The sequence below is a fragment of the Spirillospora sp. CA-108201 genome (assembly GCF_050936235.1).
Lineage (GTDB): Bacteria > Actinomycetota > Actinomycetes > Streptosporangiales > Streptosporangiaceae > Spirillospora.
This window is the reverse complement of sequence record NZ_JBNJNE010000001.1, coordinates 6,704,688-6,723,633: the sequence shown is the minus strand read 5'-3', so window position 1 is coordinate 6,723,633 and position 18,946 is coordinate 6,704,688. Positions and strand designations below refer to the sequence as shown.

Sequence of the window (18,946 nt, the reverse complement as noted above, 5' to 3'; positions counted from 1 at the left end):
GCGGGAACGCGACGGGCGCCCTTCAACGGAGAGGCCCTCAGGGGGCGGTGGCCGGTCAGGCCTGTTCGGGGTCGCCGTCGGTGTCATTGATCCGCCATTCGTCGTGCCAGCGGCGCGTGGCGTCGCCGGACACGTGACGGCGGTGGACATTGCCTGCCTGTTCCAGGTGCCGCAGGGCCTTGCCTGTGGCGGCGGGGCTGATCCTGGCCGCAGCCGTGATCTGGGCGGCGGTCATCGCGGTGCCGGTGGAGGCCAGCACGTCCAGGACGGCCCGCTGGGTGACCGTCGGTACCGGGCCAGTGCTGCCCCGGCGGGTGTAGCCGGGGTCGGGATCGGGGTCCAGGCTGAGCCAGCGGCGCAGAACCTCGTTGGAGGATTCACCTCGATGCCTCCTGCGGCGTGCCAGAAAGGCGCGGACCTCATCATCAATGCGGATCGTGCGGGGCATCGAGGCTCCTTCACCGGGCCGGTTCATGGTGGCGGCTGGCGGGGGCGGTGTAGCTGGGGCCGCTGAGGGCGTGGCCGAGTTCGTGGTAGGTCTCGGCGACGTCAGTGCTCCCGATGTGATGTCCGCACCGGCCGCCGCTCAACTTCTGGCAGCCGGGGCACAACTCGGGGATAGGCGGGCGGGCGAGGGCCGCATCCCGCAGAGCAGTGATCAGCGCGGCCTCGCCGTCCAGGACGGGACCGGCTGCGGCGCCGACGCGGTAGGCCGCCGCGACCACCTCTTGCATGGCCTGGTGTCGGTCGCGGGGTTTCTCATCGAGTCTGGCGGTGGCGCCGATGAGGCCGCACAGCTCGAGGATCAGGCAGGTGCCGGTCGTCTCGGGCTCGGTCGGGGCTGGTCGAAGATGGTTCACGAGCTGGGCCTTTCGGTGCGGGTGGCGAGGGCGTCCAAGTGGGCCGTGTCGCGGGCGCGCGGCGGCGCCTCGACAGGGTCCAGGCCCTCGTGGCTGATGCCGGGGACCGGCTCGTCCCACCAAGACGCGGTGGCGCGGGCGGCGGCGACCGGGGCGGCGATGTCTTCTCCTTCGTCGAGACCGGGGAGCATCTTCGCCTCTGCCTCGCAATGCCGCTGGTGAGCGTCGTCATGGCGGTCACGAATGTAGGACTCCATGCGGTTCACGGTGTGCCTCTCCTGTCGGTGTTGGAGCTTTCTTTGGATTGGCGGCGTCCCGGTGACGCCTGTCCGTTCCGGGCGGTCCTAGGGCTGATAGCGGGCGGCGGGTGCCGTCGTGGGGGGCCTGGTCGGCCCGGTGCGCCCCTGCCCGGGGGGCACACCGGGCGGCGGGTTCAGGCGGTGCGGAGGGCGCGGGCTGCGGCGACGCCGATGGCGTCGGCGGCTGCGGCGGGGTCGGTCAGGGTGACCAGGTGCGCGCCCTTCATGGGTTTGGTGCGGCCGGACATCGACAGCCACAGCACGCCGCACCCGGCGGCGGTGAGGCGGTCGATGCGTTTCTGGCCTTCTTCGCGCTGGTCGTCTTTGAAGATGCCGTCGGACACGATGACCAGTAGCCGGGCGGCGCCGGTCCGGGTCAGTTCCACGGCGGAGTCGAGGGCGTCGACGGCCTGGACGAAGTCTTCTCTGGGGTCGCGGGCGGCGAACTCGGTCACGGCGGCCGGGGTGTGCCCAGGGTGGGCGATTGGTCGGACGCGGGCGCCGAAGATGACGGTGGCCGCTAGGGCGTCGGGGAGGTGCCCGGCGGCGCGGGCCATGATCCACGCGGCCGATGCCACCGGTGCGGCCAGGGTGTTCATTGATCCGGACACGTCGCAGGCGATGCCCACCCGCAGCGGTGGCGCGGGCACGTGACGCCGAACCGTCCGGCTGAACGGTTCGGCGGTCGGGGTGACACCGGCGGCGCGCTGGGCGTCGGCGGCCAGCGCACCCCTCATGGACAGGCGTCCGGGCGGGGTGGGTGAGGTGTGGGTGGTGGTGACGCGGTCGCGGTGCGCGGCGGCGCGGAACCGGCGGGCCAGACGGCGGGCGGCGGCCTGCTCGTCGGGGTTGGGCGGACGGGTACCGGTGATCGCGGTCCGCCCCCGCGCCGTGGTCGAGGCGGTGCTGGCGCCGAACACGCGGCGCGCGGCCCGGTCGGCCTTGTCTCGGGCGTCCTTCTCCTGCCGCCGCTTCTCGGCCGGATCCGGGCCGGGCGCGCCGGTGGCCGGGGTGGCGGCGGCCGCGTGAACGGCGGCCATGGTGGCGCCCAGGGCTTCGGCCAGCGGGGAGGGGTCGCCCGAGGCGCCCGGTGTTCCGGGCGGCGGGGGCGGGGCGGGGCGTTCGGGGTTGACGTCCAGGATCCGGCACCACCGCCGCCCCAGGTCCATCATGGTGGCGGTGTCGTCGTCGCCGGTGGCGTGCGCGAGGTGCCATAGGGCGGCCAGCGCGCTCAACCGGGTCGGTCCGAGCACGTCGAGAACGACCTCGGCCAGAGTCTTGGTTTCTGCTGGTTCGAGGATTCCGGCGTCGGTGCGAGCCAGCAGCAGCGCGGCGGCGCGTCCGGCGTTCCACGGCGTCATGGCGGTATGCGGTGTCGTGACCGGCGGGGCGGTCGGCGGGGTGGCCGGTGCACCTGCCGAGGTGCCAGACGGCGCGCCACCGGACGGCGCAGACCCGCCACCGGGTGCGGTGGCCGCTGCGGTGGCGGGCGCGGTGGGGCCGGTGGTGAAGTCGGCCAGGATGAGGCTGGTTGCGGATGCGCGCAGCCAGCGGCGGTCAGCGGGGCGGCGGCGTACCTGGACCGCCTCGATCCGGGACTCTTCCAGTGCCATCGCGGCGTCGGCTGCGGCGGCGGGCGCGCCGTCCGGGACCGACCAGCGGGTGTGGGTGGCGTGCGCGGCCTCGTGCGTGAGGACGCCCCACAGGACCGGGTATCGGTCGCGGTCGGCGGGCCAGGACGGGTCGCATGTGGCCGGGTCCTGCCGCAGGTGCGTGCCGTCGAGTTCGATGGCGGCCAGCGACGGGACGAAGCAACCGGGCGCGCCTCGCCCGAGGCCAGGCGCGCACTGAACGGTGAGGTCTTCGCGGTCGGTGAGGTCGGTGACGGCGTCGGTGAACGCTGCCGACAGCCGCAGCCACGCCCCGCTCGGCCCGGTCACCGGCGCGGGGGCCGCCACCGTGGCGGTGGGGGCGGTAGCGCCTGCCCCGGTGCCGGGCGGCGCGGCGGCGGGCGGGGCGGTGGGTGCGGGGATGACGTGCGTTGCCATGGTTCCTCCGTGAGGGTGCGTGCGGGCGCGGGTGCGGGGATGTGCGGGCGGGTGCGGGTTAGATCTGCTGGCCGAGGGCGAGCGGGGTGACGGCGCGTCCGTAGACGGAACTGATGACCTCGGCGACCACGTCGCGGTCTTCTTCGGGGGCGATGCCGAGAAGGTTGGCCACCGCCGCCTCGGGGCCCAGGACCCCGGACATCTTCTGAAAGGCGATCAGCTCGCGCAGTTGCGGCGCCCAGCCGATCTCGCCGGACTCCTGGCGGCGGGCCAGGTTCCGCGCGACCCGCACCGCGCGCTGCTCGATATCCAGCGTGCGGGCCAGGTCATAGTCGGTCGACACTCGGATTTGCGCGGCGAACCGGGAGGCCAGGGCCTCGGTGAGCACGGCGCCGTGAACGCCGGGGTTGTGACCGGCGACCACGTAGAACCCCTCGGCGGCGGTGATCGTCTCGCCCTTGTGCGCCTTGACGGTGATCTGCCGCCGCCCGTCCATTGCCGGGTACACCACCGCCAGCACCTTCGGCGAGATGAGGGTGGCGTCGTCAATCAGCAGCGCGCGGCCCTCGGTCATCGCCGTGATCAGCGGCCCGTAGACGAACTCGTAACCACCGCCGGGCGCCTGGGTGTACTCGCCGACGAAATCGGCGACGGCGGTGTCCCCGTCCCCGGCCACGGTGATCAGGTCCGGGAACGCCGCTTCGACCAGGGACGTCTTCCCCGTGCCGGGCGGCCCGTACAGCAGGGCGGGGATGGACGCCTCCCGCAGTCGCCGCAGCGCCGCCACGTCCGGCAGGTCCGCCAACCGGCGCGGGTGGTAGGTCTGGCCGTTCGGCCTCACCACCGGCCCGACCGCCGACTTCCCACCCTTCGCCGACGTCCCCGAGGCAACGACTGTGCCGGACGTGCTGGGCGTCGGCGCGGGCGCGGCCTTCGGTGCGGGGGCGGTGGCGGGGCGCGCGGTCCGGGCGGCGGACGCGCCGCCGCCTTTGAGGGCGTCGGCGGTGGTGGCGGTGGCCCGGTAGCGGCGCGGCCCGGTGGCCACCAGTTCGGCCTGCCCACGGTCGGCCAGCACGGCCAGCGCGTTACCGACCGCACCTGCCGACCGGTCCAGGCTCCGGGCGATCTCACCTGGGGTGAACACCTCGCCGGGCCGGTCGGCGAGGATGGCGGCGACCCTTCGACGCAACTCACCTTGTCCGAGGCGACCGGTGCCACCAGGCGCGGGTACCGAGCCGGGTCCGGCGGTCGGCGCAGTGGTCGGGGTAGCGGCGGCCGTTGGGGTGGTGGGGACGGTGGTCATGTGACGGCTCCTTGCAAGTGCGGGTGGTCGGGACGCCGGGGGCGGGTGCGCGTGGCGCGGCGGCCCGCCCCCAAGTGGCGGTCGGTGCGTGCGGTCAGCGCGCGGCGCGCTTGGCGGGGCGGGCGGTGATGGCGGTGAACCGGCGGGGCCGGTCGCACACCAACTCGGCCTCACCGGCCTCGGTGAGGCGGTCCAGGGCGTTGGACACCGCCCCCGCCGAGTGCCCGATCACCTTCGCGATTTCGTGTGGAGTGAACGACGCGCCAGGGTGGCCGGTCAGGTGTCCGGCGACCTTCGCGCGCATCTCACCCGGCGCCGAACGCGGCGCCCCCGACGCGGTACGCGGGCGCCCGTTGGCGGCCGCGCGCACCAGCCGCCGCGCCTTCCCCGACCCGCCGTAGACGCCCTCAACCGCCGCCAGCGCCCCCGCACCGTCCCCGCCGTCCAGCGCGGTCAGCGCCGCCGCGATGGCGTCCTGCAGCCCGGTCAGCGCGTCCCGCGCCTCGGCCACCGCCGCCACGTCCATCCCAGCCCCAGCGTCCCCGGCGTCCGTGGTTTCGCTCGCGTCCGCGTCCCCGGTGGTGACGGTGTCCGAACTGGTCGGGGCGTCCTCGTCGGCGGCGGGCGCCTCGGGTGCCGCGTCCGTTCCGGTGGCGGTGTCGTCGGTGGTCGGCGCTTCGGTGGTGGCCTGGGTGTCGTCGGTGGCGTCCGCGTCCCCGCTCGGCGCGTCCGATGCGGACGCGTCCGGGGTGCCGTCGGTGGTGGCCGTGACCGGGTGCCAGGTGTCGGGCTGCCGCTTCCCGCCGTCCCGCCCGCCACGCGTCCGGCAGGCGTACCCGTCGCGCTCCAAGGCGGTCAGCGTCCGCGCGACGGTGACACGGCTGACACCCGACGCCTCCGCCAACGCGGTCACGGTCGCACCGGGGTTGCCGGTCAGCGCGCCCCACACGTCCCCAGCCGCCCCGGACGGGCGCGCCCCGCCCCCAGTGACGGCGGCGCCGTCCCCGGCGTTCTCGGTGCCCGTGACGCCATTTCCTGCGGCGTCATTTGCGGTTATGTTCTTCGCGGCCATTTCATCTCCCATTCGATGTGACCGGCGACCGGACTTCCGGTGCCGTTCCCGTTCATCGGGAGCTCGACCATTTCTCGATGCCGCCCGACCAGGCAAGCACCTTCGGCCACATTTTTAATCACCTTCAGGGCTGAACAACCTAACCATTCGCGCCAGCAACACTAAACCCATCCGACGGCAAAGCGAGTTTTCCCCCAATTCACATCCGAGACCTGGCTCGATGGACACACATTTTCGAAGGCCCGTTCACCAAAGACGCGATTCACCAAACTGCGGCACCTCGAATGAGGCGTTTCACGCCTCTCGCGCCTCGTCGACTCGTCGGGCAACGGCGACCTCGCACCTCGGGCGCGAACGGCTCGTGCCGGACGGGCCCGCGGGCAGGTCGGCTTACATGCGGTATTTCGACGGGAGAGGGAGGAACAGCAGGCCAGCCGGAGGGCGTGATCAGAAAACGGAGTAGAACCGAACCCACATCGCGAGCTATTACCAGGGGTCGTCCTGGTGACGAGTCGGGGCCACGAACAGAATATGCACCACGCCTACGACCTGCCCAGAGATCGAGGCCGGCACCTTCTGTTCATAGACAGAGCCCCGGAAAGAAGACCGAGAAGAACCCCGAAGAGAAGCCTGAAAAGGTGGCCCGCTGCCAGCGCCGATCACTCGCCAGACAAAACCCTCAAACCGGCACAGGCATGCGGCGGCCCCGTCGGCAGACCCGCGGATGCGGACCTACGGACGGGGCCTCCCCTCGCAAGCAGCGTTCTTCTACGCTGTTCCTTGAGGGACCAGCCTGCTAACCCCAGGCTGGGCCCTCCCTACGACGCCAGCGTCGCCTGCTGGCCCGGGCCGTTCTGGGCGGTGCGACGCAGGTCCATGTCGGCCCACACCGTGAAGCCGTCCTCGGGACTGCCGTGAACCCCCATCGTCAAAGCCAGCTTGGACACCGTGAGCAGGCCGTATCCACCCACCCGCGGCTCGCACCCCGGCGTCTCCGACCGGATCGTGGGTACACAGCCCCCACCCAGGTCGGTCACCGCGATGTAGGCGATGTCGGACAGCGTCACCTCCAGACCGAACCAGCCCCGCTCGCCTCCCGACCGCGAATGCCTCACGGCGTTGGTCGCCAGCTCCGCGACCACCACCGCCACGTCCTCCTCACGCCCGGTCCCCTCGAACAGCGTCGCCGCGAACACCCGCGCCACCCGCACCTGATCGGCCCGGCCCGGGTAGATCCGACGCCACCGCATCGGGTCCACCCCCCACAACCACTCGCCGGGAGAGCACATGCCCCAGCCTTTCTTCTCCACGTTTCCATTCCCCTTTTCTCCCGGTCGCCCGCTGCCGCTTTTGTAGCCGCTTGAAACGAGCGACCGGACACAATCAGCACTCGCCTCTATCCATGGCGTCAAGTATGCAGCACTTAGAAATAGTAAAAATTTGATGCTGCACATCGTCGTTTCAACTCGAATCTCCAGCTCTCCACCGAGCGACGAATTCCGCTAGAGAATCCGCCGTATCGCGCTCAATTAGCTGGTCTCTCAGCATGGTCCCCTAATGTTTCCTCCAGCAATGAGGTCGGCCGTATCTGCTCTGGGGTCGCCTGGACAGCGGGCACGAGTGGCGAGTCGAAAGACGTATCGTCCAGGGCCCCAGGAGAGCCGTCCGGATCCCACACCGGGCTGCGGCAGCACATCCTCCCGGCCCGCCGCACTCGCCGTAACAAGTACGCGGGAAGGCCTGGTGGATCCGACGGCAACCTTGGGCGTGCTTACTCTCAGACGGCTGCCAACCGCACCATCATCGGCCTGACGCCGACGCCCAGAGCGATGTCCCCTCCCAGACTCTGGTCGGGTGATCATCTGGCCGAAGAGGACGACGCGCAGGCGCTCACGGCCTGCCCGCTGCCTGACCCTCTGGTTAATCGATGCACGATGACCGACTCTCAGCACTGGGTGGCGATCTGGTCACCGTTAGTGAATCTGTGGCGGGCGCCACAGCTCTAGCCGACAATGTTCGACAGCTTGCGACATCTTCAGCGTTCGCCCGGCAGCCGACAGACAGGGAGGTGCACGCTCATGCCCTATGAGACGACCCCACAGGTGCGCGCTCGGCTGCGCCGTGAACGGCGGACGAGGGGATGGGACATCCCCCGCATGGCTCAGGAGCTGCGCGACGCAGCCGACTATCCCCACAAGATGCCGAGCGTCCGCAGCCTGCGCCGCTACATCGAGCGGTGGGAGAAGGGCGATGTCGTCCGAGTCACCGAGCGCTACCGCATCCTGTACACCCGGGCCTTCGGTATGAGCGACGACGCACTTTTCGAGGACGGGCCTGAACCGCCACCCGCACCCAAAACCAACGAGGGAGACGTCGAGGCGATCCGCGGCATGCTCGCAGCGCTGATGACCTCCGACCGGCAGTTCGGCGGCACCCGCGTTCGCCAGCAGGCCACTGACTACCTGACCGACGTCATCGAGCCGCGGCTGCGCGGACACGCGTCCGATCCCCTCCGTCGGCGGCTCTTCGCGGTCTCCACCGAGTTCACATTGCGCGTGGCGGCGATGAATCTGGATGCCGACCGGCTGGCCGCATCACTGACGCTGCTCGGCCGGGCCGCGAGCATGGCCAACGAGTCCGGCGACCCATCGCTGACGGCGTGGGTGTTGTCGCGGCGTGGGGAGCATGAAATGCACCAAGCCGCGCTTGCCCGCCGTCCCACCCAGAAATCGGGATACGTGGAACAGGCACTGGCCTACACCGAAGGCGCTGCCGGCATTGCTCGCGCGGTCCCTCCGCTCGGGCGGGCCTTCCTGACGACCAAGGCCGCGCTCGCATGGTCGCTAACAGGTGACCGTGCGCGCACCCAGCGCGTCCTCGGCGATGTGTGGGACGCCTATCAGCAAGCCGGAACGACGACCGAACCCAATTGGATAAGCGCCTACGGAATCGGGCATCTGCGCCACGAGGAAGCCCGCTGCTACATCAACCTTGGAATGGGACGGCACGCCGTCCGTTCCGCCGAGCAGAGTCTGGTCATCCGTACCGAACCACGCCCCCGCGCCTTCACCCTCGGCGTCCTTGCGATCGCACACGCGCAGAGCCTGGATATCGAACAGGCCTGCGCCCGCGGCCATGAGTTCCTCGCGCTCGCCGCTCAGATCTCTTCACGCCGTGTCTGCCTTCGGGTCACCGAAGTGCTCGCCGCCCTGCAGCCTCATCAGGGTCAGCCGGCCGTCACCGAGCTATACGAGGCCGCACGTCCGGTACTGGCCCGCTGCACCCGGTGATCTGCGGATAGTCACCCCCATGGCAGCTCTGCCAGACCAGATCCGGCTCCTCATTGACGCGATCAGCGAACGGTACTCAATCCCGACGGGTGACGCCCGCCTGGTGGGGCAGCACAGCAACACGGTCATCGCGCTGCCGACGGCACGACTGGTCGTTCGCATCGCCGGCACTCCCAAGGCATTCGACAGGATCACCCAGTCCGTCACGGTAACGCGATGGCTGGCCAGCCGTGGCTTCCCATGCACCGAGCCTGCCGAGGCCGATCCTTTCCACGTCAACGCGCACGTGGTGTCGATGTGGCGGTTGCTCGACGTCTGTGACGGGCCACCGGGAACCGGCGCCGAACTCGGCCGGCTGCTCCGGGCGCTACACGATCAGCCGGTCCCGCCGTTCAAGCTGCAGCTGATGACCGACCCGTTGGGCAGTGTCGCCGAGGCAGCCCAACGCCACCCCCATGCCATGAGCAACGAGGATCGATCATGGCTGCTCACCCGAATCAGTGTGATGCGCACCGCCTGGACGAGACTGGTCGGCGTGCTCTCCTCTGGGCTGATCCACGGAGACGCCCACACCAATAATCTCATCCGGGTCCGCAATGGCGAGGTCGTGCTCGGCGACTGGGACCACGTCGCCCACGGTCCGCGCGAGTGGGACTTGATCCAGCCTCACTACATGCGCCGCCGGTTCAACCGCCATACCGAACAAGACCTTCATGCCTTCACAGCCGCCTACGGCTGGGACGTGCGTACCTATCCAGACTTCGACGCGCTCATGCACGTCCGTGAACTCAGTGGGCTGAGTCCCTACATCCGCAAAGCTCCGAGCGACGACTGGGCCCGGCGAGAAGTCGCTCACCGCCTCGTCACCCTGCGGAATGACGACACGGCCACCAGGTGGAACAGCCCTCCGAGACCGACATCTGCGAAGCAGGGCTGAACCTGGCTCGGCGAGAGGCATCGTCACTGCGTCGTTCGTCCTGTCTGCCTTGCTTATCGCCAAGGACTCATACGTCTCACGGCAGTTTGGCAGAGAGAGGCGGCTGCGCCTCCCGCGTCGCCGCTCACGAAAGCTGCGGAGCGAAGTCATCCGGAAGCCCCTGCGGCCGCTTCCCGGTCGCCCCCACGAAGGAGAGCACGCTGTTGTCAGGGAACTCCGCGTTGCTGAAATCGACTGTGTCGGTCACGAACTTGGCGCCGTTGAAGTTGACCTCGCCGGCGGTGAACTTCGCTTCGATGAAGAGGACCTCGCCGCCCGTGAACTCCGTACCGGAGAAGTAGATGCTGGTGCCTATGAACATCGCGCCGACGAAATAGACCGTGGCGCCCGTGAACTCCGCACCCACGAAGCTGACCGTACCGTCCGTGAACTGCACGTTTTGGAGGTCGACCGTGCCGCCCGTGAACCGCGCAGCCCTGAAGTCGATCGTGCCGTTCGCGAATCGCGTGCCGCTGAGATCGAGACGCCCTGAGGCGAAGGCGGCACCGGTGAAGAGAGTAGCGCCGGTGAAGACAGCGCCGTGGAGGTCGCCGCCGTCGAAGACGACGACGGTGAAGTCGAAGTCGTGGTCCTGCCAGGAGACCGAGGCGTCGTCGCGCAGGTGGTTGCCGATGATGCGGATGACGGTGTGGCGGACCTCCCGGAGTGCCCGGTAAGCGGCACGGGCGCGGAAGTGAGCTTCATACCCGGCCGGGTCCGCGCTCTCGTCGGGGCGGTCGCCGGGATCGGGATCGTAGGGCAGGCGCAGGTAGGCACACAGCACATCGATGCAGGTCTGACGGAGCTGGGGAGTGGGGGCGTCGTCTGCCAGACCGGCCAAGGCGTGCACTCCGCCCAGCTGCACGGCGGGAGAGGGATCGCCGAGCTGGGCGACCGCAGCGGTGAACCGGTCGCTGTGCAATTTGGTGTCCTCGCGCAACGCGCTGTTCTCCTCAGTGCGCTGTTTGCGATAGGCCACCACCAAGGCCACCAAACCGCCTACGCCGGCGACCATGGCGAATGACAACTTCACCAGGTCAAACAGCACCTTGGAGTCGATCTGCTTCTCGTGCTTAACGCCGTGCACGTCCAGCAGCCACAGTCCCGACCACAACGCCACACCGGCGATCACCACGGCACAGGTGAATGTGACCGGCAGCGCAATCCACATCGCCGCCAGTTGCACCGGCCGACGCGATCGGCTCTTGGCGGCCCGCCGCTCAAGCTTCGCATTACCCACCTACGTCAGACGCGCCCGCCCCGCCCCGCGTTCACCAACTAGGGCTCTCACGTAATCCGCATCGATGGGAGGCCTCGCGTCGGGGGCCGTTCCGGCGGGAGCTGGGCACTCGTCGAGCACGACTTCCGCCACGTACGCACCACCCGTCGGTGACAACACCGCAGGTCGCAGGGATTATAGGCACTCTGTGCACACTCCAGTGACAGGTGCTGCGCTTGCACATGAAGCACACAGGCAGCGCTGCGGGCTGTTCGTGTACTGGTGCACGGCGACAGCGCGACCGGCTGGCACGCCGGGCCACCTCCGGCAGCATCAGGGACACCGCATGGAGCAACTCGTCCTCAAGGGTCCTCCCGCTCGCCCACCAGAACCATGGGCAGCACCAAACCGGCAGCGCCGGGCGTCGACAACGCATCGCCGTGCCATCCGAGGCCAGCCCGCATCAATTCACCGCGACAACGGCTCCGAGCAGCACACAACCAGACCCGATGCAAATCATGCAGAAGTTCGCATGCAGGTATGAGAGGGACTTTAGCAAGCGAGACCGCGACCGGGGTCGTCAGCCACTCTGAGATCTTTACCGAAGAAATCTGGCAGTGGGTAAACAGCCAGGCAGCGGCCGTTTTAAACACTGGATCGACTTTGCCTGTTTGGACGAAAGAACGTCGCAATTAGGGCGTCATCGCAGGCCAGGGCCGTTTCTAACACGCCGTCAACACTTCGTGTGCACAGGCGCCCCACCCATGGACTGTTCATGATCTGCACACGCCGTGGTGGACACCTGGAGTCATCGATCCATCACGATCTCTCGGGGGACGGCATGAACCACCACCGCACCTATCACCAGCACCCGGCCAACACGGTTGCGTTCCGGTCGCGCAATGCGCTGACTGTTGCCGAGGACTCCTTCCGGCTACTGACGACCGGCCCCGGCTCGCTCACGGTGGACGGCCGAGTGATCGGGCACGGCCTGCCTCCGCGGCCGGTCGACCTGAGCACGCTGAGAGACCTGCTGCTGGAGCGCTCCGCATCCAGCGATCTGAAAGACCAGGTGTGGTGCGAACTCATCCGCCGGGCACGGACCGGAGAGCCCTCATGGGTGGTGGGCTGCGTCGGAATGGCCATGCCCGGCCTCAAGAGCATCGCGGCGCGGATCATCCGTTCCAGCTCGAGCCACCTCGCTGACGACATCGTCTCGGAGTTGCTGACCGAGTTCGTCGCCCAGGTGGCGCGTATTGACACCTCGCGTCCGCACATCGCCGCACGCCTGATGTTCTGGGCCCGCAAGGGCGCCCTGCGGGCTCGTGGCAGGGAGGCCCGCCACATCCCGTGCGACCCGGGCGAACTGCCCGACCGTGCGTCCGCGGCCGGCCCGGACCCGGTGCTGTTGCTGCTGGACGCCACACGCCAAGGGGTCATCAGTCCCGCCGCCGCCGAACTGATCATCACCACGCGGTTGGACGGCACCTCCGTCCAGGAGTACGCCCGAGTCCAGGGAGTGTCGGCGAAGCCCCTGTACAAACTGCGGCACGTTGCCGAAACAAGGCTCGTCGCAGCCGTTCAGGACGGACGAATTTCCGCCGACTCCGCTGTTCCTCCCGGGATGTGAGGAGAAAGCTGCACCCAATTCGACATCCAGGCGGGACGCCTCTCCCCCCAATTATGGGCATACCGCCATATTCGGTACATATGCATCCGCCTTTGGCCGTAGGCATCCGGAGATTTACTCTCTTCACGGCGGGACAAGGATGCGAAGTCCTACCGTGCGCATCTACGATCGCTCGACATTGTGGTGCTGCTGCGGCAGCACCGAGAATGATCAAACACAAGGAGGCAGGAACTTGATCGCGATCCGCCGACGGGTGGCCGCTCTGCTCTGCCTTCCGGGCGCCATTGGTCTTGCGCTCCTGCTGACGGGCTGCGATACCGAGGGTCGCACAGCCACGCTCCCTTCCACCAAGACCACGGCCCCGACATCCCCGCCATCCGACGATGAGGCTGTGACGACCGCGTATACGAACGTTGTTGCGCAGTTGGATAATGCCGACTCCCTTCCGACGGATATCCGCGAGCAAGAGTTGTCGAGGTTCATGTCCGATCCCCAGTTGTCGCGGGTAATCAATCGCGCCAAGCAATTGAATGCCAAGGACTTGACTTCCTACGGGAATTCCATCCCGCACGTGCAGAGCGTCCGCATCAATGGCGACAAGGCAATTCTTCTCGACTGCTTGGACGCCAGCAACGCTGGCCTACAGAATTCCCGCACGCAAAAGAAGGTGAATCGAGGCTTCAGAGAGGAAGGAGTCAAGGCACACTTGTCCAAAGGAAGCGATGGACAGTGGCGCGTAGTCAAGATAATCTCGCTCGGTGAAGGCTGCTGAGAAATGTATGGCACTACAGTCAACGTTCTAATTGTAGGGTCACTTTCAGCCAACATCGCGAACCTGATGTCACCCCCAACGGATCCGCTGCCGCCAGTGGCCAACATTCACGGATACGAGTACGGCGCCAATTCCCCTGGAAGAGACAGGCCGAGTGGTAGACCGAGATCGCACTCGTCTAATCATCCACCCATCGAATCCGAAGAAATGAGGCCACGGGATTGCCAGGAACTCCAGGAGTACGTGCAGGTCGTGTGCGCACCCGAATCCGAGGGCGGTAAGGCACCAAAGCCTTCACCCGCGCAACTGGCAATGACGAAGTGGGCGCAGATGCCGGTTCCCGCACCGAAGGTGCATACTGCACCACCGCGGCGATCGGCGGGCTTGGTGGGCTTGCCGGAGTGGTTCTGGGTCACGAACTGGCACACGATCACCAGCCGGGCCAGCGCACGTGATGTGTGGGTTGAGGTGTCGGCGGGGCCGCAGAGCATGACGGTCGACCCGGGCAACGGACGCCCCGTTCGGTGCACAGGTCCTGGAACCGCGTACGACAAATCTCGTCCGGCATCTGCGCAGCGCACCGATTGCTCGTACACGTTTCAACGGTCATCCGCGCATCAGCCGGGCGGGGCCTACCGGGTGCGGGTGAGCGTGCTGTGGGGCGGCACCTGGCGGGGTTCGGACGGATCGGGTGGAGCATTGCCGCCCCTGACGCGGTCGACGAGTTTCCGGCTGCGGGTGGCCGAGGCGCAGGGACTCTACGGATGAGAGGTGGCATGAAGACCAGGAGCGGCACGCTGCCCAAGCCGACGGTTCCGAAGCTGACCGGCGGCCCGAATCCCGCGCCGTCCAAGCGGCTGGCGCGGCAGCGTCGGCCCCGATGGGTGGTGGCCGGCGTGATGCTGCTGGCGTTCGCGGTCTTGGCGAATGTGTACCTGTTCCAATCATCGGGTCAGCGGGTCGCGGTGGTTCGGCTGGCGCGTGATGTTGCGGTCGGGCACAAGATCGTGCAGGCGGACTTGGACGTCGTTCGCGTCGCCACCGGTTCCACAGTGCCGGTGGTTCCTGAACGTCAGCTGGGTGAGGTGGTCGGGCGACGTGCCGCCGTGGGCCTGAGGAAGGGGACCCTGCTGGCGGCGTCGCAGCTCGCGACGCAGCAAAGTCCGCCGCCTGGGCAGGCGCTGGTGACGGTGCCGCTGAAGGCCAGCGCGATCCCGCCGGGGCTGGCTCCAGGCTGGCGTGTCCGCGTGGTGTTCACGCCCAGCGGCCAGGAGCAAGGCGCGGGCGCGAGGCCGGGTCAGGAACAGGTCGGTGTGGCTCGGGACGTCTCAGGCGTGGTCGATCAGGTGGAGGGTCCGGACGCAGAGGGGGCGATGACGGTGGCGCTGCTGGTGGCTGATGCCGACAGCAGCCGAGTGGCGCGGCAGGCGGCGGCCGGGCTGGTCGTCCTCGTGGTGACCGAAATGAGGGGCTGAGGAGATGGCGCTGCACTGCCTGATCTCTCCGGGCGGGTCCCCGGGGGTGTCGACGACCGCGCTCGGGCTGGCGTTGGCCTGGCCGGGCCGTGTTCTGCTGGCCGAGTGCGACCCGATGGGACGCCGGGTGCTGCCGGGGTTCATGGCCGACCGGATGCATGCGTCTGCCGGGCCGGGGCTGCTCGGGCTCGCGATGGCAGCCGAGGCCGATCCCCAGGGCCCAGTCGCGCTGGAGGAATACGTGGTGCCGATCACGGACGACGGGCATGCGCGGTTGCTGCATGGTGTCCGCGATCCCCGACACGGGATCCGGCTGAGGCCGCTCTGGCGGCGGCTGGCCGAAGCGCTGCTGGCCTGGGACGGTGACGTGATTGCCGACCTGGGACGAGTCGGCGGCACCGATACCCCGACCGAGTTGCTGAAGTCGGCCGACGCTGTGGTGATGGTCCTCAAGCCGACTGTGACGCAAGTCGATGCCGCCGCAACTCGATTGGACGCGCTCAAGGAGTTGGTGGGCGGGCAAGCGGCGATCAGGCTGTGCTTGATCGCCGATGGGGCTTACAGCGCTGCAGACGTCGAGCGGGTGCTGGGTTTCCCAGTGCTTGCCGAGTTGCCGTGTTCGCCGACGGACGCCCGCGTCCTGTCGGACGGCGCGCGTCCCCGGCTGACCTTCAGAACCTCGCTGCTTGTTCGGTCGCTGGACGTGCTCGGGCACCGTATCCGGGGGACCGTCGCCGAGCCGGAAACCGCGGCCACCGCCCTCGATGGAGCGAGGCGGTCAGCGTCGCCGCTGGCGGCTTCGGGGGTCCGCCGATGACCGTATCGGGATGGTCCTCCACGAGGCCGGGGCTCTTTGGTGCTGCTCCCCACGCGCAGGCGGCACCGAACGCTCTCTCATCCACTGGTGAGACGAATGTCTGGGCGGCAGTGCGTGAGATATCGGCACAGCTGGTCGACGTCTTGGCCGACGGGGTGGACCGTGTGCGGGCGCGGCAGCTGATCCAAGCGCAGGTGCAGGCATGGGCGCACGAGCAGATGGCGGCCGGTCGCTTGAACTCAGCGTCGGAGCAGCAGCGGGTAGCGCAACTGGTGTTCGACCGCCGGTTCGGACTGGGAGCGCTTCAGCCGTTCCTGGAACGCTCCGACGTGGAGAACATCGTCGTCAACGGCTGCCGTCAAACGTGGATCAGCTACACCAACGGCACCAAGGAACCCGGTCCGCCGGTCGCCGAAACCGACGACGACCTGATCGAGTGGGTCCAGTTGCTGGCGCGGCGCGGTAACAGCGGCCGGGAGTTCTCCCACGCGTCCCCATTGCTGGACGTCGCGCTGGCCGACGGAGTCCGGCTGGCGGTGGTGGGCTGGGTATCGCGGCATCCGCATCTGGCGATCCGGGTCCATAGGCTCGTCGACATCAGCTTGCGCCAGCTCACCGAACTCGGCACCCTCACCGCACCGCTGGAGGCGTTCCTGCGAGCGGCGATCTCCGCGCACCGCAACATCATCGTGTGCGGGGAGGTCAACACCGGTAAGACCACGCTCGTACGCGCCCTGGCCGGAGAGATCTCGCCCGAAGAGCGGATCATCACCCTGGAAAGCGACTACGAGTTGTTCCTGGATGACCCTCGCCTGGCACACCGCCACCCGGACGTGGTCGCGCTCGAAGCACGGCAGGCCAACTCCGAAGGCGCCGGCCAGGTGCGGCTGCAGGACCTGGTGCCAGCGTGCCTGCGCCTCAACCCCGACCGCGTCATCGTCGGCGAGGCCCGCCACGGCGAACTCGCACCGATGCTGGAGGTGATGTACTCCGGAGCGCGCGGCTCGATGTGCACGCTGCACGTCCATCGTCCCGAGCATGTCTTCAGCCGCGTCGTGCAACTCGGCCGCCGCGCTGACCTCGGCCTCGGCGCCGAAGACGTGCACATGATGTTCGGACTTGCCGAGCCCCTCGTCGTCTATCTGCGCCGTGACCAGGCCACCAACGCCCGGTACGTGTCACAGGTGATGGAGGTCGGTCCACCCGCGGATTCAGCCGAGCCGACCCGCAACTTCATCTTCAGTCCAGGTCCCGGCGGACGCGCCGCCCCGGGCGGCGGACACATCAGCCCAGCCCTGCTGGAGGAACTCGTCGAGCACGGCTTCGATCCCGCGGTCCTTGATAGGAGCTGGCAGTGATGGGCTGGCTGGCCGCCTTCGCCGGCCTGTGCACCGCCGGGGCTCTACTACTCATCGCCGTCGGCGTTGCCGGTGCCGGTCCTGGGGCATCGGAGGGGCGCCCACCGTCCCGGATACAGACCATCTTGCGATCTCCGGCATGGCCCGGTCGTCGTAACCGGCTGCTCGCCGGCGCCGTGTCTGGCCTTGTGACCCTGCTGTTGTCGAAGTGGCCCGTCGCGGCACTGGCAACCGGAGCCGGCGTGTACGCGCTGCCGCCGATGCTCTCCGGGCGAGCACCACAACGGCGGATCGCACGGCTGGAGGCGCTGGCGCAGTGGTCGCGGCGGCTCGCCGAGATGATCGGTGCCAGCCGCGGCCTGGAACAGGCTCTGGCCGACAGCGCCCGCATCGCACCTGCGCCGATCCTCGGATCAGTCGAAATCTTGTCCCGAAGGCTGAAGAGCCACGCCAGTACCGAGCAAGCACTGCGGGCGTTCGCCGACGAGCTGGACGACCCCATCGGCGACCTCATTGCCTGCTCGCTCCTCCTGGCGGCCCGGCGCCGCGGCCCCGGCACCCGCGAGGCGTTGAGCCTGCTGGCCGACGCGGTCGAGCACGAGGTGATCGTCCGCCGAGACGTCGAGGCCGAGCGGGCGGGACTGCGCACCACACTGATCGTGATCGTGTCGTCAGTCGGCGTTCTCAGTGTGCTGTTCGCATCGTCGGACACCCTCGCCGGCCCCTACGACACCGCTCTCGGTCAAAGCGTGCTGGCGGTAGTCGTCGGGATCTACGCGGCAGGGCTGTGGTGGATGCGGCGCCTGGCCGTGCTGTCCACCGGCACCCGTTTCCTGCATATCGCCCGCCCAGTAGCCAAACAGGAGGTGACCAGGTGACCCTCCTTGCCGTTTTCGCCGGCTGCCTGGCCGCCGCCGGGGTCATCGTGCTCGTCCGGGAGTTCCGGCCCGCACCGCCACGTCTCGATGCCGTTCTGGCCCGCGTCCAACCCGTGCCATTTCCGCCCGCTTCGGTGGACACTGGCGGCTCGACGACCGCTGACCAGGTCGGACAGTGGCTCGTCGAACGTGTCGCACGTCCGGCCGGGATGCTCGCTGCTCCTCGAGCCGACCTGGCACTGCTGGACCGTCCAGTCGAACGCTTCATGATCGACAAGCTGGCCTTGTTCCTCACCGGACTCGCCGCCCCATCCATGCTGACCTGCCTCATCAATGCGGCGGGCGGCGGACTGCCGTGGGCCGTTCCACTCCTCGCGGGCATCGTCCTGGCGGCGGCGCTGTCGCTGGTCCCGGACTGGAACGTGCGCTCCCAGGCCCGGCAGCGCCGCCGCGACTTCCGCTACGCCTTCACCTCCTACCTGCAACTGGTCGTCCTGGAACGCCAGGCCGGCGCCGCGCTCAACGCCGCCCTGGAGAACCCCGCGAAGATCGCCGACGGATGGCCCTTCCAGCGCATCGACCAGACGCTGACCCGTGCCCGGCATGGCCAGCAACAGCCGTGGCGTGCACTCGCCCAGCTCGGCGCCGACATCGATGTCCGGGATCTGACCGACCTGGCACACACCGCGGAGATCGCCGGTGGCGAGGGCGCCAAGATGCACGACGTCCTGATCGCCAAGATCACCTCGATGCGACACGAGGCGTCCGCCGCTGCTCGCGCCGAAGCCAATGCCCGCACCACCGCCATGTGGGTACCGACCTCGCTGCTGATGCTCGGCTTCGTGATCCTGATCGGCTTCCCGTTCTTCTCCAAGCTCCTGGCATCCGGCTAACACCAACAGCGCAACACCGACTCGGGGGACCATGAACACGCTCAATACCGCTGCGG

The 18,946-nt window shown here is 68.6% G+C and carries 17 protein-coding genes; 9 read left to right on the top strand and 8 right to left on the bottom strand.

The genetic code is table 11. The annotated features are described in order from the left end of the window. Positions 1 to 55: 55 nt before the first annotated feature. The 7 genes from ACQEU6_RS32345 to ACQEU6_RS32315 all read right to left on the bottom strand — a co-directional run bounded on the left by ACQEU6_RS32345 (position 56) and on the right by ACQEU6_RS32315 (position 6,892). Positions 56 to 448, bottom strand: a complete 393-nt coding sequence (locus ACQEU6_RS32345; protein ID WP_499336908.1) for a MarR family transcriptional regulator — start codon at positions 446 to 448, stop codon at positions 56 to 58. Positions 449 to 458: 10 nt separating this feature from the next. Then, complete coding sequence (locus tag ACQEU6_RS32340) at positions 459 to 860, bottom strand: hypothetical protein (protein ID WP_499336907.1); 402 nt, start codon at positions 858 to 860, stop codon at positions 459 to 461. After that, positions 857 to 1,117 carry a hypothetical protein gene (locus ACQEU6_RS32335; protein WP_499336906.1) on the bottom strand — a complete coding sequence of 87 codons (261 nt, stop codon included), beginning with the start codon at positions 1,115 to 1,117 and terminating at the stop codon, positions 857 to 859. Before ACQEU6_RS32335 ends, ACQEU6_RS32340 begins: the two co-directional genes overlap by 4 nt. Positions 1,118 to 1,293: 176 nt before the next feature. After that, positions 1,294 to 3,207: a hypothetical protein gene (locus ACQEU6_RS32330; protein ID WP_499336905.1), complete on the bottom strand. Its 1,914-nt coding sequence runs from the start codon at positions 3,205 to 3,207 to the stop codon at positions 1,294 to 1,296. Positions 3,208 to 3,265: 58 nt separating this feature from the next. Continuing rightward, entirely contained in the window at positions 3,266 to 4,396 is a 1,131-nt protein-coding gene (locus ACQEU6_RS32325; RefSeq protein WP_499336904.1) for an AAA family ATPase, read from the bottom strand. Positions 4,397 to 4,604: 208 nt separating this feature from the next. Beyond that, complete coding sequence (locus ACQEU6_RS32320; RefSeq protein ID WP_499336903.1) at positions 4,605 to 5,582, bottom strand: MarR family transcriptional regulator; 978 nt, start codon at positions 5,580 to 5,582, stop codon at positions 4,605 to 4,607. An 818-nt stretch (positions 5,583 to 6,400) separates the two neighbouring features. Then, positions 6,401 to 6,892: an ATP-binding protein gene (locus tag ACQEU6_RS32315; RefSeq protein WP_499336902.1), complete on the bottom strand. Its 492-nt coding sequence runs from the start codon at positions 6,890 to 6,892 to the stop codon at positions 6,401 to 6,403. Positions 6,893 to 7,660: 768 nt separating this feature from the next. Between ACQEU6_RS32315 and ACQEU6_RS32310 the strand changes: the two genes are divergently transcribed. Next, positions 7,661 to 8,872, top strand: a complete 1,212-nt coding sequence (locus ACQEU6_RS32310) for an NsdA family TPR-like regulatory protein (RefSeq protein ID WP_499336901.1) — start codon at positions 7,661 to 7,663, stop codon at positions 8,870 to 8,872. Between the two features lie 19 nt (positions 8,873 to 8,891). Beyond that, positions 8,892 to 9,809: a phosphotransferase gene (locus ACQEU6_RS32305; protein WP_499336900.1), complete on the top strand. Its 918-nt coding sequence runs from the start codon at positions 8,892 to 8,894 to the stop codon at positions 9,807 to 9,809. Between the two features lie 124 nt (positions 9,810 to 9,933). Here the strand turns inward: ACQEU6_RS32305 and ACQEU6_RS32300 are convergent, their stop codons facing one another. Further along, entirely contained in the window at positions 9,934 to 11,034 is a 1,101-nt protein-coding gene (locus ACQEU6_RS32300) for a pentapeptide repeat-containing protein (RefSeq protein ID WP_499336899.1), read from the bottom strand. Positions 11,035 to 11,842: 808 nt separating this feature from the next. Here ACQEU6_RS32300 and ACQEU6_RS32295 point away from each other — a divergent pair. From ACQEU6_RS32295 to ACQEU6_RS32265, 7 genes are all read left to right on the top strand, one after another. After that, positions 11,843 to 12,697 carry a hypothetical protein gene (locus ACQEU6_RS32295; protein ID WP_499336898.1) on the top strand — a complete coding sequence of 285 codons (855 nt, stop codon included), beginning with the start codon at positions 11,843 to 11,845 and terminating at the stop codon, positions 12,695 to 12,697. A gap of 154 nt (positions 12,698 to 12,851) precedes the next feature. Further along, complete coding sequence (locus ACQEU6_RS32290; protein WP_499336897.1) at positions 12,852 to 13,469, top strand: hypothetical protein; 618 nt, start codon at positions 12,852 to 12,854, stop codon at positions 13,467 to 13,469. Positions 13,470 to 14,245: 776 nt separating this feature from the next. Then, entirely contained in the window at positions 14,246 to 14,944 is a 699-nt protein-coding gene (locus tag ACQEU6_RS32285; RefSeq protein ID WP_499336895.1) for an SAF domain-containing protein, read from the top strand. Positions 14,945 to 14,948: 4 nt separating this feature from the next. Further along, positions 14,949 to 15,761: a hypothetical protein gene (locus tag ACQEU6_RS32280; RefSeq protein WP_499336893.1), complete on the top strand. Its 813-nt coding sequence runs from the start codon at positions 14,949 to 14,951 to the stop codon at positions 15,759 to 15,761. Between the two features lie 143 nt (positions 15,762 to 15,904). After that, positions 15,905 to 17,119, top strand: a complete 1,215-nt coding sequence (locus ACQEU6_RS32275) for a TadA family conjugal transfer-associated ATPase (RefSeq protein ID WP_499336892.1) — start codon at positions 15,905 to 15,907, stop codon at positions 17,117 to 17,119. Beyond that, positions 17,119 to 17,997 carry a type II secretion system F family protein gene (locus ACQEU6_RS32270; protein ID WP_499336890.1) on the top strand — a complete coding sequence of 293 codons (879 nt, stop codon included), beginning with the start codon at positions 17,119 to 17,121 and terminating at the stop codon, positions 17,995 to 17,997. Before ACQEU6_RS32275 ends, ACQEU6_RS32270 begins: the two co-directional genes overlap by 1 nt. Continuing rightward, positions 17,994 to 18,890 carry a type II secretion system F family protein gene (locus tag ACQEU6_RS32265; protein ID WP_499336888.1) on the top strand — a complete coding sequence of 299 codons (897 nt, stop codon included), beginning with the start codon at positions 17,994 to 17,996 and terminating at the stop codon, positions 18,888 to 18,890. The genes ACQEU6_RS32270 and ACQEU6_RS32265 overlap by 4 nt, the downstream gene beginning before the upstream one ends. Positions 18,891 to 18,946 lie beyond the last annotated feature (56 nt).

Coding starts and splice junctions, on each gene's coding strand:
- ACQEU6_RS32345 (WP_499336908.1), bottom strand. CDS start 448: ATGCCCCGCACGATCCGCATTGATGATGAGGTCCGCGCCTTTCTGGCA.
- ACQEU6_RS32335 (WP_499336906.1), bottom strand. CDS start 1,117: ATGGAGTCCTACATTCGTGACCGCCATGACGACGCTCACCAGCGGCAT.
- ACQEU6_RS32330 (WP_499336905.1), bottom strand. CDS start 3,207: ATGGCAACGCACGTCATCCCCGCACCCACCGCCCCGCCCGCCGCCGCG.
- ACQEU6_RS32320 (WP_499336903.1), bottom strand. CDS start 5,582: ATGGCCGCGAAGAACATAACCGCAAATGACGCCGCAGGAAATGGCGTC.
- ACQEU6_RS32310 (WP_499336901.1), top strand. CDS start 7,661: ATGCCCTATGAGACGACCCCACAGGTGCGCGCTCGGCTGCGCCGTGAA.
- ACQEU6_RS32305 (WP_499336900.1), top strand. CDS start 8,892: ATGGCAGCTCTGCCAGACCAGATCCGGCTCCTCATTGACGCGATCAGC.
- ACQEU6_RS32295 (WP_499336898.1), top strand. CDS start 11,843: ATGATCTGCACACGCCGTGGTGGACACCTGGAGTCATCGATCCATCAC.
- ACQEU6_RS32285 (WP_499336895.1), top strand. CDS start 14,246: ATGAAGACCAGGAGCGGCACGCTGCCCAAGCCGACGGTTCCGAAGCTG.
- ACQEU6_RS32280 (WP_499336893.1), top strand. CDS start 14,949: ATGGCGCTGCACTGCCTGATCTCTCCGGGCGGGTCCCCGGGGGTGTCG.
- ACQEU6_RS32270 (WP_499336890.1), top strand. CDS start 17,119: ATGGGCTGGCTGGCCGCCTTCGCCGGCCTGTGCACCGCCGGGGCTCTA.